Source organism: Mixta sp. (assembly GCF_024610815.1).
Classification (GTDB): Bacteria; Pseudomonadota; Gammaproteobacteria; order Enterobacterales; family Enterobacteriaceae; genus Mixta; species Mixta calida.
This window is the reverse complement of sequence record NZ_JANION010000181.1, coordinates 1-16,915: the sequence shown is the minus strand read 5'-3', so window position 1 is coordinate 16,915 and position 16,915 is coordinate 1. Positions and strand designations below refer to the sequence as shown.

At 58.6% G+C, this 16,915-nt stretch carries 13 protein-coding genes and 2 pseudogenes; 8 read left to right on the top strand and 7 right to left on the bottom strand.

Annotated elements, in window-relative coordinates; genetic code table 11:
• Positions 1–366, top strand: a pseudogene (gene cas1f, locus MYY08_RS13720) (type I-F CRISPR-associated endonuclease Cas1f); the annotation flags it as partial.
• Positions 352–959, top strand: a pseudogene (locus MYY08_RS13715) (Ssp6 family T6SS pore-forming effector). The pseudogenes cas1f and MYY08_RS13715, both read left to right, overlap by 15 nt.
• A gap of 451 nt (positions 960–1,410) precedes the next feature.
• On the opposite strand, the gene fadE reads toward MYY08_RS13715, so the two are convergent.
• Positions 1,411–3,858: an acyl-CoA dehydrogenase FadE gene (gene fadE / locus MYY08_RS13710; RefSeq protein ID WP_038627915.1), complete on the bottom strand. Its 2,448-nt coding sequence runs from the start codon at positions 3,856–3,858 to the stop codon at positions 1,411–1,413.
• 222 nt (positions 3,859–4,080) lie between these two features.
• On the opposite strand from fadE, the gene lpcA reads away from it, so the two are divergent.
• Both lpcA and MYY08_RS13700 read left to right on the top strand, forming a co-directional pair.
• Entirely contained in the window at positions 4,081–4,662 is a 582-nt protein-coding gene (gene lpcA / locus MYY08_RS13705; RefSeq protein WP_038627912.1) for a D-sedoheptulose 7-phosphate isomerase, read from the top strand.
• Between the two features lie 177 nt (positions 4,663–4,839).
• Positions 4,840–5,607: a class II glutamine amidotransferase gene (locus MYY08_RS13700; RefSeq protein ID WP_038627910.1), complete on the top strand. Its 768-nt coding sequence runs from the start codon at positions 4,840–4,842 to the stop codon at positions 5,605–5,607.
• Here MYY08_RS13700 and dpaA read toward each other — a convergent pair.
• Positions 5,578–6,315, bottom strand: coding sequence for a peptidoglycan meso-diaminopimelic acid protein amidase (dpaA, locus tag MYY08_RS13695; RefSeq protein ID WP_038627908.1), 738 nt, complete (start codon positions 6,313–6,315; stop codon positions 5,578–5,580). The two genes, MYY08_RS13700 and dpaA, sit on opposite strands and share 30 nt — an antisense overlap.
• A gap of 253 nt (positions 6,316–6,568) precedes the next feature.
• Here dpaA and dinB point away from each other — a divergent pair, with 253 nt between their 5' ends.
• Positions 6,569–7,624 (top strand): DNA polymerase IV, encoded by a 1,056-nt coding sequence (gene dinB, locus MYY08_RS13690; RefSeq protein ID WP_038627905.1) that lies wholly within the window; start codon positions 6,569–6,571, stop codon positions 7,622–7,624.
• A gap of 171 nt (positions 7,625–7,795) precedes the next feature.
• On the opposite strand, the gene MYY08_RS13685 is transcribed toward dinB, so the two are convergent.
• The 4 genes from MYY08_RS13685 to pepD form a co-directional block, all read right to left on the bottom strand.
• Positions 7,796–8,866, bottom strand: coding sequence for a sugar ABC transporter substrate-binding protein (locus MYY08_RS13685; RefSeq protein ID WP_084971012.1), 1,071 nt, complete (start codon positions 8,864–8,866; stop codon positions 7,796–7,798).
• A 25-nt stretch (positions 8,867–8,891) separates the two neighbouring features.
• Entirely contained in the window at positions 8,892–9,890 is a 999-nt protein-coding gene (locus tag MYY08_RS13680) for an ABC transporter permease (protein ID WP_038627903.1), read from the bottom strand.
• Positions 9,887–11,392 (bottom strand): sugar ABC transporter ATP-binding protein, encoded by a 1,506-nt coding sequence (locus MYY08_RS13675; RefSeq protein ID WP_038627900.1) that lies wholly within the window; start codon positions 11,390–11,392, stop codon positions 9,887–9,889. Before MYY08_RS13675 ends, MYY08_RS13680 begins: the two co-directional genes overlap by 4 nt.
• 294 nt (positions 11,393–11,686) lie before the next feature.
• On the bottom strand, positions 11,687–13,144 hold the full coding sequence (gene pepD / locus MYY08_RS13670) for a beta-Ala-His dipeptidase (RefSeq protein ID WP_038627897.1): 1,458 nt from the start codon (positions 13,142–13,144) through the stop codon (positions 11,687–11,689).
• Positions 13,145–13,397: 253 nt separating this feature from the next.
• Here pepD and gpt point away from each other — a divergent pair, with 253 nt between their 5' ends.
• The 3 genes from gpt (at position 13,398) to crl (ending at position 15,684) form a co-directional block, all read left to right on the top strand.
• Positions 13,398–13,856, top strand: coding sequence for a xanthine phosphoribosyltransferase (gpt, locus tag MYY08_RS13665; protein WP_038627895.1), 459 nt, complete (start codon positions 13,398–13,400; stop codon positions 13,854–13,856).
• A gap of 121 nt (positions 13,857–13,977) precedes the next feature.
• Positions 13,978–15,222, top strand: a complete 1,245-nt coding sequence (gene frsA / locus MYY08_RS13660) for an esterase FrsA (RefSeq protein ID WP_038627893.1) — start codon at positions 13,978–13,980, stop codon at positions 15,220–15,222.
• Between the two features lie 60 nt (positions 15,223–15,282).
• Positions 15,283–15,684, top strand: coding sequence for a sigma factor-binding protein Crl (gene crl, locus MYY08_RS13655; RefSeq protein WP_038627892.1), 402 nt, complete (start codon positions 15,283–15,285; stop codon positions 15,682–15,684).
• A gap of 128 nt (positions 15,685–15,812) precedes the next feature.
• Here the strand turns inward: crl and MYY08_RS13650 are convergent.
• Positions 15,813–16,915: porin (locus MYY08_RS13650; RefSeq protein ID WP_288014577.1), on the bottom strand; the 1,103-nt coding region annotated here is incomplete at its 5' end.

The following is a 16,915-nucleotide window of genomic DNA, read 5'->3' as shown; positions in this document are numbered from 1 at the left end:
CGGGTTGAATATGTTACTGATGAAGGCAAACAGTCTCTTTACTGGAATATTCCCATCGCCAATACCACTGTCGTTATGCTGGGAACGGGCACGTCCGTTACGCAGGCTGCGATGCGTGAATTCGCTCGCGCTGGCGTGATGGTGGGTTTTTGCGGCGGGGGCGGGACACCGCTTTATGCCGGTAATGAAATCGACTTTTCCTGGCTCTCTCCACAGAGCGAATATCGTCCGACGAACTGGCTTCAGCTGTGGGTAAATTTCTGGTTTGATAATGAAAAACGCCTCGCGGCGGCAAAAAATTTTCAGTGCATCCGTATTGAAAAAATCCAGCAGCACTGGCTGGGCGCCAGGATGCAGCGGTACTCTTACATAGCGCAACGGATAGCTAAAATACTCATCTCACCTGATTCCGTTCTCAGTTTCTGGACCGGTATCATGTCGGTGCCGCAGGATATCGGTTATCTTGCATACGACTTTTTAGACACTGACTCACGATATATACGAGAAACTGAACGCATCAGGATGGTGAAGGCAATTCGCTATGGTATTTTGAAAAATCACAAATTCATTAAAACCATTGAAATAGTATTTGATGCATTCAATAAATATATTTCTGCGGAAAAGTAAAACGCTATTTATGGCAAAATTGCGTTTTCTGTCGCAGGCAGGACCACAACGAATACACTGATTTCTGGACGCATCGCGCAAACTTTTTCACAGCATGGAGGCTTTCTTGTCGGTTTACGTGGCGGTGCTATCGGTAATACATTACTGGCAGGAGGAATGGCGGAGCGCAGCATCTATATCTCTCAACGGCTAAGAAGCTACGTGCCTGAAGTCTATAATGCTTTACAGCCCTGCAACCTTTTGTGGAAGCGCTGCATGTTAAATGGACTAACGGAGCACCAGCTTTTAACCAAATCATTGATGCGGTAGGCCATGAACTCAAAAAGCGATGATGGAAAATACGGAGCAGTAATGCGCACGCTCTTGGGCTACACGGGCTCGTTAATTGGTGGCTTGTCGCTATTCTTATGCACATACTGGTTTTTTCATTTTGAAACCTGGACAGAAAGAGGCGTATATATCGGCTTAACGCTATTTATCATATACATTCTGATTAAACTGGTGCCCAAAAATATCGTTAAAACGAAACCATTTGCTGGCGAGCCTTGTCAACCATCAACTTCTACTTACCTGTGATTATCTGTGGCCACTCTCGATAGGGTAGCTATTCGCAGGGACAATACCCTTTACCATCGCACCAGCAATTTAAAACCCCCACATCCCCTCCAATAAAAAAGGCCTGAGCATAAACACTCAGGCCTTGCGTGCCGCGCCGTTGAACATCCGGTCTCCCACCTTCCTTCGCAGCGCGGCGTGTTGCTGCTTCGTCTTTTTTATTGGCTGTCAGGCGGCTTCGATTTTACGAATCTCGGTCTGCTCCTGCTTTACCGGCTGGGTCGCCAGCGCATCCGGCTCAAACTCATCCACGTTAATCGAACGCAGGCGGCTCACTTCGGCGCGTTTCAGCACCTCTGCTTCCTGCGCGTTAATCCAGCCTTCCTGTAGCGCGCGCTGCGCCAGCTCGTCAAGACGGGTAAAGGACAGATGCGTTTTCAACTGCTTGTTGAGACGATCGTGAATCACTTCCGCCGCCATTACATCGTGCAGCGCAGCCTCCAGCTGTCCGGCCGGGTTATGCTCGCTCGGCGTCAGGTATTGACCGCGACCCAGACGGGAACGGGTGGCGGAGGGCGTTTGCAGCAGCTTTGCCAGCTGATGATCCAGACGGTCCGACGGCGCGCGGCAGTGGCGGCCCGTAGGGAAAATCACCAGGCGCAGCGTTGCCGCGATGGCCGCGTTCGGGAAGTTGCGCAGCAGATCGTCAATGGCGTCTTCCGCCTGATTCAGCGCATCCTGCACGCCCCAATGCAGCAGCGGCAGATCCGCCGCCTGACGGCCTTCGTCGTCATAGCGCTTCAGCGCCGCCGAAGCGAGATAGAGCTGACTCAGGATATCGCCCAGACGAGCCGAAATGCGTTCGCGGCGTTTCAGGCTGCCGCCCAGCACCGACATCGAAACGTCCGACAGCAGCGCCAGGTTAGCACTAATGCGGTTAAGGTGCTGGTAGTAGCGGCGCGTGGCGTCGCGCGTCGGTGAGGCGCTGGTGTAGCCGCCGGTAATGCCGAGCCACAGGCTGCGCACCACGTTGCTGCCGACGTGACCGACATGGCTGAACAACGCGCGGTCGAAAGCGGGCAGGTCGTTGCGTTCGGCGGCGGCCATCTCCTGCAACACATAAGGATGGCAGCGGATCGCGCCCTGGCCGAAGATGATCATGCTGCGCGTCAGGATGTTCGCGCCTTCGACGGTAATGGCGATCGGCGCGCCCTGATAAGCGCGGGCGAGAAAGTTGCTCTTGCCGAGCATAATCCCTTTACCGCCCGCGATATCCATCGCATCGATAATGGCGCGCTGGCCGCGATGGGTGCAGTGATATTTCACAATCGCCGACAGCACCGCCGGTTTTTCGCCGAGCATAATACCGGCGGTGATCAGCGTTGCGGCGGCGTCCATCACGTAAGCGTTACCCGCGATGCGCGCCAGCGGCTCCTCGATCCCTTCCATCTTGCCGATAGAGACTTTGAACTGGCGACGAATACGCGCATAGGCGCCGGTGGCCAGCGCCAGGCTTTTCACGCTGCCGGTGGAGTTAGAGGGCAGGGTGATGCCGCGTCCGACCGACAGGCATTCAACCAGCATCCGCCAGCCCTGACCCGCCATTTTCGGGCCGCCGATAATGTAGTCAATCGGCACGAAGATATCTTTGCCGCGCGTCGGACCGTTCTGGAACGGCACGTTGAGCGGGAAGTGGCGCTTGCCGATCTCCACGCCCGGCGTATGGGTCGGGATCAGGGCACAGGTGATGCCCAGCTCTTCGGTATCGCCCAGCAGATGTTCGGGATCGTAAAGCTTAAACGCCAGGCCGAGTACGGTAGCGATTGGCGCCAGAGTAATGTAGCGCTTGTTCCAGGTCAGGCGCATGCCCAGCACCTGCTGGCCCTGCCATTCGCCCATGCAGACCACGCCGGTATCTGGAATGGCGCCCGCATCGGAGCCCGCTTCCGGGCTGGTCAGCGCAAAACAGGGAATTTCTTCGCCGCGCGCCAGACGCGGCAGATAGTGATCCTTCTGCTCATCGGTGCCGTAATGTTGCAGCAGCTCGCCGGGACCGAGTGAGTTAGGCACGCCGACGGTGATCGCCAGAATGCCGGAGACGCCCGCCAGCTTTTGCAGCACGCGCGCCTGGGCGTAGGCGGAGAACGCCAGCCCGCCATACTCTTTCTTAATGATCATCGCGAAGAAACGGTGCTCTTTCAGATAAGCCCACAGCTCCGGCGGCAGATCGGCCATCTCGTGCGTGATCTGGAAATCGTTCGCCATACGGCACGCTTCTTCTACCGGGCCGTCGAGAAACGCCTGCTCCTCGGGGGTCAGGCGCGGCTGCGGGTAGTTATGCAACTTTTGCCAGTCGGGATTGCCGCGAAACAGATCGCCTTCCCACCAGGTCGTGCCAGCGTCGATCGCCTCCTTCTCGGTGCGTGACATCGGCGGCATCACGTTGCGGAAAGTGCGTAGCATCGGGGCGGAAAACAGGGAGCGGCGCAGCGACGTCAGATTTAACGGCAGCAGAATCAGCGCCAGCGGCAGCAGCATCCAGGGCGTCCAGAGATCGAACAGCGCCATCGCCGCCGTCCACAGCAGCAGAATGACGCTGCTGAGGCGAAGCGAAACGCGATGCCAGAAAAGCGCGCCGATTAACGCCAGCGTCGCAAGAACAGAAAGAACCATCATAATGAACCGCTCCGTATGAAGTAAGAGGTCTGACCTGTTGGTCTGAGTACAGATTTAGAGCAGTTAAGGTTGTTTAGCAATTGCATAACATAATAATTACAACCTGGCTCACACTCCGGCCGCATGATTGGTCAAATCGCTCACTTCACAGCGCAACGCTTTGCGGCCTGTTGCCATTCCGGTAAACTTGCGCTGACTCTTTCTCATCCAAAGGACATCCCTATGTACCAGGATATTATTCGTTCAGAACTTAACGAAGCAGCGGATACGCTAAATAAATTCCTGAGCGAAGATGCGAATATTCACGCGATCCAGCGTGCTGCGGTGTTGCTTGCCGACAGCTTCAAGGCAGGCGGCAAAGTGCTTTCCTGCGGTAACGGCGGCTCTCACTGCGACGCGATGCACTTCGCCGAAGAACTGACCGGACGCTATCGCGAAAACCGTCCCGGCTATCCGGCCATCGCTATCTCCGACGTCAGCCATCTCTCCTGCGTCAGCAACGATTTCGGCTACGACTACGTTTTCTCGCGCTACGTTGAGGCGGTCGGGCGTACGGGCGACGTGCTGCTGGGCATCTCCACCTCCGGCAACTCGGCGAATATTATTAAGGCGATTGAAGCCGCGCGCGCGCAGGGGATGAGAGTGATCACGCTGACCGGCAAAGACGGCGGCAAAATGGCGGGCAGCGCCGATATCGAAATCCGCGTACCCCATTTCGGCTATGCCGACCGCATTCAGGAAATTCATATCAAAGTGATCCATATCCTGATGCTGCTGATCGAAAAAGAGATGGAGAAAAAGTAACCGCCTTCTGGTCGATTACGCCGCCGCGTCATCCCCGACGCGGCGTTTCTGCGGCTCTGCCCGCACTTTCCCTGGCGCTTTTATCTTTCCTTTGCTGAAAATAGCGGTTGCGTTCCCGCTGTCCGCCGCTGTCTGATTGGTTATAATCGTCGCTAAACCGTGCCGGAGGCCCCGACTATGTGTGAATTGCTCGGAATGAGCGCCAACGTTCCAACTGATATCTGTTTCAGCTTCACCGGCCTGGTACAGCGCGGCGGCGGCACCGGGCCGCATAAAGATGGCTGGGGCATCACCTTTTATGAGAATAAAGGTTGTCGCACCTTTAAAGATCCGCAGCCCAGCTATAACTCGCCGATTGCGCGACTGGTGCAGGAGTACCCGATCAAATCCTGTTCGGTGGTGGCGCATATTCGCCAGGCGAATCGCGGTCAGGTGTCGCTGGAAAATACCCATCCTTTTACCCGCGAGCTGTGGGGACGCCACTGGACCTACGCCCATAACGGCCAGCTCAGGGGCTATCGTCAGCTGGAAACCGGCAATTTTCGGCCAGTAGGCGAGACCGACAGCGAAAAGGCGTTCTGCTGGCTGCTGCATAAGCTGGCGACGCGCTATCCGCGCACGCCCGGCAACTGGACGGCGGTGTTCCGCTATATCGCCGAGCTGGCAGGGGAGCTGCGTCAGAAGGGGGTGTTTAACATGCTGCTGTCGGATGGCCGCTATCTGATGGCCTACTGCTCGACCAACCTGTTCTGGATCACGCGCCGCGCGCCCTTCGGCAAAGCGAAGCTGCTGGATCAGGATGTGGAGATAGACTTTCAGAAGCAGACCACGCCAAACGACGTGGTCACGGTGATTGCCACTCAGCCGCTAACCGGCAATGAAACCTGGCACCGTATCGCGCCAGGCGAGTGGCAACTATTTTGCCTTGGAGAGCGCCAGGAATGACGCGGAGGCGGCAGGGGTGCCGCTGACCGGCGCGCCGTTCAGCACATACCTGCCGTTATTGACAGCTACCGTCGGCGGCTGGCGATGTTCGACAAAGTAAGCGTAGCCCGGCTGCAACTCTTTCCAGAAGCTGGCGTAATAAGAGTTGCGGTGACGCTGCATATTGCTTTCAGTCATGCGGAACGGGTAGATGCTCACTGCCACTTCCGGCTGGCCGTTGCGCAGCGCGGCGTTCACATAGCTGAAAATCTCATCCATATAGGCGTTGGTCATGGCGTAACAGCCGATTGAGACGCAGGCGCCGTGGATCATCAAATATTTGCCGTCATAGCCCTGCTGACGATCGTACTGGTTAGGAAAACCGATATTGATCGCGCGGTAAAAACGGCTGTCCGGCTTCAGCTGATTGAGCCTGACACTATAGAAACCTTCCGGGCTTTTGAAGTCGCCCTGACGGCGCTTCGGCCCCAGTCCGCCGGAAAAGTTACAGATGCGATAGCTGTCGAGCAGGCGGAATTCGTTGCCGATCTTGCCGTAAAGTTCCAGCGTGCGCTCTTCTTTGAAAATCTGAATATAAACCGGCGTACCTAATAACTGCTTCTTTAACTCTTTGCTGACCGGCGCCAGTGGTTGCACTGGGTCCGGCGCGCTTGCCATGCTGAGGGCCGGCAAAAGAATCATCGCAAACAACAGTGCGATTTTGCCCATTCTTTTTCCCTTGTAATGAGGGGGTTAAACTGCAACGCCCAACGGCGTCTGTGACTTGCATAATCGGAACATTCCGCTATCGCTGCGCAACATTATCACTGTCTGTTTTTTTATCAAGATGCCGGTTAATAAATAGCTGTTATTTCGTTGCCAGCCAGCGTAGCGGCAGGCGTCGCGCCGCAATATTCATTACACTGTGCCATTGAATCCCTTTGGGTTGGCTGTATACTTATCCAGTGTCAGCGGAGGGGGTATGCGCAAAATCATTCATGTCGATATGGACTGCTTTTACGCAGCGGTGGAGATGCGTGATAACCCCAGCCTGCGCGATATTCCTCTCGCTATCGGCGGCAGCCGCACCCAACGCGGCGTGATCAGCACCGCCAACTATCCCGCGCGTAAATATGGCGTACGCAGCGCGATGTCCACGGCGATGGCGCTAAAGCTCTGTCCACATCTGACGCTGCTGCCGGGGCGCTTCGACGCGTATAAAGAAGCCTCCGCCCATATCCGGGAGATCTTTTCGCGCTATACCGCACGTATCGAGCCGCTGTCGCTGGACGAGGCATACCTGGACGTTACCGACAGCCCGCACTGCCACGGCTCGGCGACGCTGATGGCGCGTGAAATCCGCCAGATCATCGCCGATGAGCTGAACCTTACCGCGTCGGCGGGCGTCGCGCCGATCAAGTTTCTCGCCAAAATCGCCTCGGATCTGAATAAGCCGAACGGCCAGTACGTGATCACGCCGGAGGAGATGCCGCAGTTTTTGCTAACGCTGCCGCTGGCGAAAATTCCGGGCGTCGGCAAAGTGACGGCAAAGAAGCTGGAGGATTTAGGGCTGCGCACCTGCGCCGACGTGCAGAACAGCGATCTGGCGATGCTGCTGAAGCGCTTTGGCAAGTTTGGCCGCGTTATCTGGGAGCGCAGCCACGGTATTGACGAACGGGAAGTGATCGCCGATCGCGAGCGCAAGTCGCTTGGCGTGGAGCGCACGCTGTCGGAGGATATTCACCACTGGGAGCAGTGCCTGGAGATTATCGATTTTCTCTATGACGAGCTGGAGCGGCGCCTGACTAAAATCAAGCCGGATCGCCATATTGCGCGGCAGGGCGTAAAGCTGAAGTTTAGCGATTTTCAGCAGACCACCCAGGAGCATGTCTGGCCGATCCTGAATAAGGAAGACCTGATCGCGGTGGCGAAAAAGACCTGGGATGAGCGGCGCGGCGGTCGCGGCGTCCGGCTGGTCGGGCTGCACGTCACGCTGTTGCATCCGCAGCTGGAAAGGCAGCTGGTGCTGGGGCTGTAGTTTTCCCGCTGGCGGGCGCAGTGGGGCAGGTGGACTTGCACGCCGTTGGCGTTGGCTTTTATCTGCCCTGGCGGTTTGCTGCTTCGCGCCGCGCAGCTGTTCGCCATCAGAACATCGCAGAGGCGGCCGGAAGCATTACAAATAAACCGGCCCTGCGGCCGGTTTTCTGCATCACTTTTTCCCGTACTTTGCCTCCAGCGTGGCGAACCAGGGGGCGACAAAATCATTGCTTTCGCCCCAGCCGGGAAGAATTTTATTCAGCGTCGCCACGTTTACCGCGCTCTGCTGGCCGTTTAGCGCCGCCTGGTCAATCGCTGAGGCTTTAAACTGATAGCTGGCGGGCGTGGGTTCGCCAGCGATCTTCTGCGCCAGCAGACGCATATTCACCGCGCCGATCAGCTTGCTGTCTACCGCCACCGTCTGTTTCCACGGGCTGCCAGGCTGACGCATCAGCTGTAGATCCTGATTGGAAACATCGATGCTGTAGAGCTTAATTTCGGTACGGCCATTCTCCTGTAGCGCTTTGTAAGCGCCCTGGCTGAAGGCGTCCCACGCGCCCCAGATGGCATCGATCTGGCCTTTTGGATATTTCGCCAGTATCGCGCCGATTTTATTGGCGGTGTCGCCCTGCACGTCGGAAGAGACGGCGCCGATCGACTCCAGCTGACGAATGCCGGGATTTTCCTTCAGCAGCTTTTCATAAACCACCTGTCGGCGCTCCATCGGCGGAAAGCCCGCTACCCATAGCTTGACGATATTGGCCTTGCCGTTGAAATCTTTGATCAACTGACCCAGCGACAGCGCCGCCAGCGAGGCGTCGTCCTGCGCGCTTACCGTCACGCCGGGAATAGCGGCGTCAACCGGGGTATCGAAAACCGCCACCTTGATGCCAGCGTCGGCGATGCGCTTCACCAGCGCGGTGGCGTAGGGCGCTTTGCCGTGCGACAGCAGAATGCCGTCATATTTCTGGCCGATGGCCTGATTGACGAAATCCTGGAAGCGCGCGTCGTCGCCGTTGCTGAGGAAAGTGCTGACCTTAAAGCCGAGCTTACGTCCCTGCTGAATCGCCCCGGCGACGAACTGGGTCGTGTTGTCGTCGGAGCCGAGGTTGCGGATCACCGCAATGCGGATGGGGCCGTCATGGTCGGCGATGGCCGTCGGCACCGGAGCGGGCGTGGCGGCGAACGTCGGCGCCACGCTCAGCAGGCCGACGGCGATCAAAGAGAGTGCGAAAGATTTCATCATTATTTACCCTGTCAAAAGCGCCTTAGCGGCGCGGGAAGTAGGTCATCGCCAGCGCCAACGCCAGCACCAGCCCTTTAATAATGTCCATGGCGTAATAGGGCACCGACAGCATCACCAGCCCGTTTTGCAGCACGCCGAGGATCACCGCGCCTAACAGCGTGCCGAGCGCGTTGGGTTTGCCCGCGCCCGCCAGCGAGAAGCCGATCCAGGCGGCCGCCACGGCATCCATCAGATAGCCGCCGCCCGCGTTGACCTGCGAAGAGCCGATGCGCGACGCCAGCAGAATGCCGCCCAGCCCGGCCAGCAGCGACGCCAGCACGTAGGCCAGCACGCGGTAGCGCACGGTGCGGATGCCGGAGAGACGCGCCGCTTCGGCGTTGCCGCCCAGCGCGTACATGCGGCGGCCATGCTTGGTCAGCGACAGCGCCAGCTGCGCCGCCAGCGTCACCGCCAGCATAATAATCACGATGGTCGGCACCTGGCCGAGCAGGCCGAATGCGGCGGGGATCGCGCCTTCCGCCATATCGCCGCTCGGCAGCACCATATTCTCGGTAATCGAGCCGCCGTAGCTGTACGTCATCGCCACGCCCTGCACCACAAACAGCGTCGCCAGCGTCGCCAGCATGTCAGGAATGCGCAGCACCACGATCAGCAGGCTGTTAAACAGCCCCACCAGCGTACAGAGCAGCAGTGTCACCACGATCGCCTCAGTCGTGCTGAAGCCGTACCAGATGAACAGCGAAATCACCAGCGCGTTCGCCAGCGAGGCGGTGGAGCCGACCGAGAGGTCGAAGCCGCCCACCGTCAGCGAGATCGACACGCCGACGGCGATCACCGTTACGATGGCGATAGATCGCAGAATGTTGATGATATTGTTCGGGTCGAGAAAGCTGTCTGAGGCGAGGCCGAAGGCGGCGATCAGCAGGATCACCGTCAGCACCATTCCCCACTTATACAAAAATTCAAACAGCTGGTGGCGCAGCGACGGACGCGGCGTCAGGGTCAGATCTTTGCTGCTCACGCAGGGGTTCCTCCGGTGGAATAAAGTAACAGGGTCTCTTCATCAGTGGCGCTGGCCTCCAGCTCGGCGACGATGCGGCCGTCCCACAGCACGCAGATGCGGTCGCACAGGCCAACCAGCTCGGAAAACTCGCCGGAGGCGTAGATAATCGCTTTGCCTTCGCGTGCCAGGCCGTCGATCAGGTTGAACAGGTCGGTTTTGGCTTTGATATCGACGCCTTTGGTCGGCTCATCGAAAATCAGCACCTTCGCGTCGTTACGCAGCCATTTGCCGATGGCGACTTTCTGCTGGTTGCCGCCTGAGAGACGGCGCAACGGCTGCTGCGGCCCGCGCGTGCGGATGCCCAGCCGCGCGATAATCTGCTGCGCCCAGCGCCACGCCTGGCGATGGCCGTAAATGCCCCAGCGGGAGAAGCTGTCGTCGGCGGTGACGCTCAGGTTCATCGCCACCGATTCATCAATAAAGATCCCCTCGCGCCGCCGCTCCTCCGGCACCAGCGCCACTCCGCGCGCGACGGCGTCGTGCGGGCTGCGCGGCCGCCAGGGCGCGCCGTGCAGGCGACCGCTGGCGACGCGGCTGCGGGTGGCGCCGAACAGCGCCTTGCACAGCTCGCTTTTGCCCGCGCCCGCCAGCCCGGCGATGCCTAATACTTCGCCCCGGCGCAGCGTCAGCGCGATATCCTGTAGCAGCCGATCGTCATGCAGCCCGCTGATTTCCAGCACCGTGTCTCCCGGCGGCAGGCTGCGGCGCGGCGGATAGATATCATCCAGCCGGTGCCCCAGCATTTTTTCGACGATCTGCTCTGCGTTCAGCGCCTGCATCGACTCGCTACTCACCAGATGCCCGTCGCGCAGCACCGTCATGCGGTCGCAGATGGTTTTCAGCTCCTGAATGCGGTGAGAGATAAACACCACGCCGATGCCGTTCTGTTGTAAGCGCCGCACCACGCGAAACAGGCGTTCGCTTTCGTGCCGATCGAGCGGCGCGGTCGGCTCGTCGAGGATCAGGAAGCGACAGTGATGGGAGAGGGCGCGCGCCAGCAGAATTTGCTGCTTCTCCGCCAGGGTGCAGCGCTCTACCAGCCGGTTGACCGGCAGCGGCGACTCCAGCTGCGCCAGCAGTTCGCGCGCCTGATGCCGCATCTCACTCCAGCGATAGCGCAGGCCCGGCTCCGACAGCCGATCCAGCATGATGTTCTCCGCCACGCTGAGCTGCGGCACCAGCGCCACGTCCACCTCCTGCTGCACCAGATGAATGCCGAGGCGCTTCGCGTCGCGCGGCGAACGCAGCGTCACCGGCTGGCCGTCGAGCAGGATCTCGCCCTGATAGTCGGCATGCGCGCCAGCCAGCACTGCCATCAGCGTTGATTTTCCCGCGCCGTTGGCGCCGGTCAGCGCATGCACCGAGCCGCCTTCCAGCTGAAAATCCACCTGGCTGAGCGCGGCGAAGCCGCTAAAGGAGAGGGAGATGTGACGCATCTCCAGGCAATTCAACGCGGCCATGCAGGGTCTCCCGAATAAATTAAACAAATGTTTTGCCACATTTTTTAATGGCGGCTACAAACTGGCAACAACCGAAAGCGCATAAGCTAACACGAAACGTTATTAGCCATCCAGACATCCAGACATATCAGGGGAAGCGGCGGTGAATCGCTGAGGCGATAGCGGAATGCGCCAGCGCTGCGGCGAAAAGGTGGTGCTTTATGCTGGGTTGACGCGGGGCGAAATGGGAATAAAAAAAGGCCAGACCGGAGTCTGACCTTTCAGCAAACGAAGCCTGTAGCCTGTTAACGCGAATTACTTCGCCGGAATCGCCTTCAGCAGTTCCGTCAGCAGCTGCCAGTAAAGGCCGACGCTACCGATATGCACCTGCTCATCCGGCGAGTGCGGGCCGGTAATGGTGGGGCCGATAGAGACCATATCCATATCCGGGTAAGGCTTCTTGAACAGGCCGCACTCCAGACCGGCGTGGATCACCTGGATGTTCGGCGTCTTATTGAACAGACGCTGATAGGTTTCACGCACCAGCGCCATGACCGGCGAGCTGGCGTCCGGCTGCCAGCCGGGATAGCTGCCTTTCACCAGGGTTTGCGCGCCAGCCAGCTCGCTCAGCGAAGTCAGCATTTCAACCACATACTCTTTACCGCTGTCGATCAATGAGCGGATCAGGCAGTTGATTTTCGCTTCCTGCTCGCTCATGGTCACCACGCCTACGTTCAGGGAGGTTTCCACCACGCCTTTCGCTACGTCGGAGTTGCGGATCACGCCGTTCGGCGTGCTGTTCAGCAGGGCGATAAAGCGGTCGCGGCTTTCAGCGGTCAGCGCCAGCGCATCGCCTGCAACCGGCTCGGTTTGCAGCGCGATGTTTTTCTCAATCATGCCCAGCTCGTTTTGCAGCGTCGCCAGGTAGCCCATCGCCGCCGATTTCAGCGCGTCGATTTTCGCCGTCGGCAGCGCAAAGGTGACGAACGCCTCGCGCGGGATGGCGTTGCGCAGCGTGCCGCCGTTGAAATCAACCAGACGCAGATCGAAATCGCGCGCGTGCGCGGCAAGGAAGCGCGCCAGCAGCTTGTTGGCATTGCCCAGGCCGAGATGGATCTCCGCGCCGGAGTGGCCGCCTTTCAGCCCCTTCAGCGTCAGACGCAGATGCTCATAACCGGCCGGCACCGCTTCGCGCTGCAACGGCAGCGTCGCGGTAAAATCGATGCCGCCGGCGCAGCCCATGTAAATCTCGCCTTCTTCTTCGGAATCGGTGTTGATCAGAATTTCCGACTGCAACCAGTTCGGCTGTAAACCGAACGCGCCGTCCATACCGGTCTCTTCCGTCATGGTCAGCAGCACTTCCAGCGGACCGTGCTGCACGCTGTCATCAGCCAGCACCGCCAGCGCCGAGGCCATACCGATGCCGTTGTCCGCGCCCAGCGTGGTGCCGCGCGCTTTAACCCACTCGCCGTCGATATAAGGCTGAATCGGGTCTTTGGCGAAGTCATGCACGGTGTCGTTATTTTTTTGCGGCACCATATCCAGGTGTGCCTGCAGCGCCACCGGCTTACGGTTTTCCATACCCGGCGTGGCCGGTTTACGGATAAGGATATTGCCGACCTGGTCGCGTTCGCACCAGAAGCCTTTCTCCTGTGACCAGGAGATAATATGCTGCGCCAGCGCTTCTTCATGGAAAGAGGGATGAGGGATGGAGCAGATTTTGGCGAAAATATCCCACAGCGGCTGGGGAGAGAGTTGAGACAATTCAGACACGACAGGTCTCCTGTGTCATCGGCGCGCGGCTGCGCTCCGTTGCAAAATTTTCGGTAATCGATCGCCGTCAGCGAATCTGACGTGATGCAGGGAGAATAACATCCTTTATTGTCCGCTGTGCAGTCAGGCGCGTTAAAATGCGGCAACCGCGCAATCCGGTGCTGGTTTTTAGCGCGTCAGATCCTTATAATGCCGCGCAACCTTTTCCCATTGCACATTTTTTAAGCCAATTCGATTGGCTGGGATTCCTTTTATGAGCGAAAAATACGTCGTCACCTGGGACATGCTGCAGATTCATGCCCGTAAACTGGCTCAGCGCCTGCTTCCTGTCGAACAGTGGAAAGGCATTATTGCGGTTAGCCGCGGTGGCCTGGTACCGGCCGCGCTGCTGGCGCGCGAACTCTCTATCCGCTACGTCGATACGGTCTGCATCTCCAGCTATGACCATGACCATCAGCGCGAAATGAACGTGCTGAAGCGCGCGGAAGGCGACGGCGAAGGCTTTATCGTGATTGACGACCTGGTGGATACCGGCGGCACCGCGCAGGCGATCCGTGAAATGTATCCGAAAGCGCGTTTCGTCACTATCTTCGCTAAGCCGGCCGGCGCGCCGCTGGTGGACGACTACGTGGTGGACATTCCGCAGAACACCTGGATCGAACAGCCGTGGGATATGGGCGTGGCCTTTATTCCGCCGATCGTCAATCGCTGATTGACCTGCATCAAAACAGCGCCCGGTTAAGCCGGGCGTTGTCGTTTCTGCGGGTCGCGCCTCTCTGATCGGTGACGTAAACTCTGGTGTCATCATCGCGCCGTGGGAAAAGGGCTACATCATGTCAGCAAAAAATCTCAGCGAAGAGCTGTTTAAACCCCGCTTCAAACATCCTGAAACTTCCTCGCTGGTGCGCCAGCGCCACCATCTGACCGCGACCCTGCACTCCACGCTGGAGGGCGAAAGCCACACCGGCTGGTATCGTATGCTGAACCGGCTGCTCTGGAGCTGGCGCGGGCTTTCGCCGCTGGAAATCGGCGAGGTACTGGCGCGCATCGCCGCCAGCCGCGCGGAGCGCACCAGCGAGGCGTGGCTGGATACGGTGATCGGCTATCGCGGCGGCAACTGGATTTACGAGTGGAGCAAACAGGCGGCGTTCTGGCAGCAGAAAGCGCAGGAGGCGGGCGATACGCCGGAGGCGGGCCAGCACTGGCTGCATGCGGTGAATCTCTACAGCCTGGCCGCCTGGCCGCACATTAAAGGCGACGAGCTGGCGGAGCAGGCGCAGATCCTGGCCAGCCGCGCCTATGAGGAGGCGACGCTGCGCCTGGACGGGGAGCTGAAAGAACTGACCTTTTCTGTTCAGGGCGGCAGCGCTATCACCGGTTTCCTGCATATGCCGCCTGGCGTCAGCGCGCCTTATCCTACGGTGCTGCTGTGCGGCAGTCTCGACAGTCTGCAAATCGATAACTATCGCCTGTTCCATGATTATCTGGCGCCGCGCGGCATCGCGATGTTGACCATCGATATGCCGTCGGTCGGCTTTTCCTCTAAATGGAAGCTGACGCAGGACACCAGCTTCCTGCATCAGCAGGTGCTGCGCGGGCTGGACACGGTGCCGTGGGTCGATCATACGCGCGTGGCGGCGCTGGGCTATCGCTTCGGCGCGAACGTAGCGGTGCGGCTGGCCTTTCTGGAGGCGCAGCGGCTGCGCGGCGTCGCCACGCTGGGGCCGATCGTGCATGCGCTGCTGGCGAATCCCGCTCAGCAGACGCATGTGCCCGATATGTATATCGACGTGCTGGCCAGTCGTCTCGGCATGGCGCACGCCACCGATGAGACGCTCAGCGCCGAGCTGAACCGCTATTCGCTGAAAACCCAGGGGCTGCTGGGCCGCCGTACGCCGACGCCGATGCTGGCGGGCTACTGGCAGAACGATCCCTGGAGCCCGGAAGAGGATGCGCGGCTGATCGTCAACTCCTCGGCCAGCGGCAAGCTGCTGCCGATCGGCTTCTCGCCGGTGCTGAATAACTTCGATCGCGCCTTGCAAACGACCTGCGACTGGCTGCTGCAACAGTTGAAGTGATAAGTTGCTATTTCGCCTCAGTTTGCTAAAACTGTTAGCTCATTTAAGGAGGTGTAAACCATGACGTTACCGAATGGACATCCCAGAAGCCGGTTAATTAAACGTTTTACCGCGCTGGGCCCCTATATCCGCGAGAACAAATGCGAAGATGGGCGTTTCTTTTTCGACTGCCTGGCCGTTTGCGTTAATGTTAAGCCTGCACCGGAAAATCGTGAATTTTGGGGATGGTGGCTGGAGTTGGACGCACAATCCGACCACTTTACCTATCAGTACTACTTTGGTCTGCACGATAAGGATGGCGAATGGAAGCCATGCGCAATCAAAGGCAAAGAGAACGAAGAAAAGCTGGAAGAGACGCTGCGTAATTTCCATGAACGACTGAAAGCTACCCTGGCCGAGCTGGAGCTGGGACTGCGACCGGCGGAAGGCGCCAGCGAGCAGCCGGTGAAACTCACCGCCTGATCGCTCGACGAACAAAAAAGGGCAGGCGAATCGCCTGCCCTTTTTTTATCCTGCAAGATGGCGAGCGACCAGCGTCCTGTTGCAGCAATCCGGGTGGATTCAGGCCGCTGACCGCGCGCCGCCGCGCATCAGAACTGGTAGGTCATGCCGATCGCCACGATATCGTCGGTGTTGCGGTTCAGCGTGTTGTTGTCATCCAGCAGGTTGATTTTATAATCAACGAAGGCTGACATGTTTTTGTTGAAGTAGTAAGTCGCGCCGACGTCAGCAAACTTGTAGTAATCCGCATCGCCCACGCCGCCTTCGATATCTTTTACTTTAGTCTGCACGTAGGCCAGAGAAGGACGCAGGCCGAAATCAAACTGATACTGCGCTACCAGCTCGAGGTTTTGCAGCTTGTTGGCGTAGCCGCTGACGCTGACATTTTCGCCGCCAACCTGCGCGGTGCCGCTGATCGGGTTCATATTGCGCGTTTCCGCCCAGGTGGCCGCCAGATAGACGCCGTTATCGTCATACTTCAGGCCGGTCGCCCAGGCTTCCGCTTTCTCGCCGCCGCCGAAGTCGCTGTTCTTCTGATCCAGCGTACGGTTGGAGGAGGAGACCGCGCCTTTGATGCTCAGGCCGTCGATGATTTTATAAGAGAGAGAGGCCGCCATGCCGTCGCCGTTAGAGACGCCGTCGCTGCGCGTAGAGCTTTCGTTTTTCCCCTGATATTGCAGAGCGAAGTCCAGGCCTTCCACCAGACCGAAGAAGTTGGTGTTGCGGTAGGTGGCGACGCCGTTGGTGCGGGTCAGCATGTAGACATCGGCGGAAGTATAGGCGGTGGCGCCGAACTCCGGCATCATATCGGTGATCGCTTCCACGTCGTAAATCAGACCGTAGTTGCGGCCGTAATCGAATGAGCCGTAGTCGCCCGCTTTAATACCGGCGAAGCCCAGACGGGTTTTGTTGCCGACGTTGGAGTCGCTTTCCGGGTTGTTGAGGTTGTACTGATATTCCCACTGGCCATAGCCGGTCAGCAGTTCGTTAATCTGGGTCTGGCCTTTGAAGCCGATACGCACGTAGGACTTGTCAGCGTTGTTGCTGGCGTTGGTTTCCGCATCGCTGATGTAGCGCATTGCTTTCAGTTTGCCGTAGAAATCCAGCTTGTTGCCGTCTTTGTTGTACACTTCGGCGGCCTGTGCGGCGGAGCTCAGAGCCAGTGCGGAGATCAGCAGTGCCAGTGCGTTCT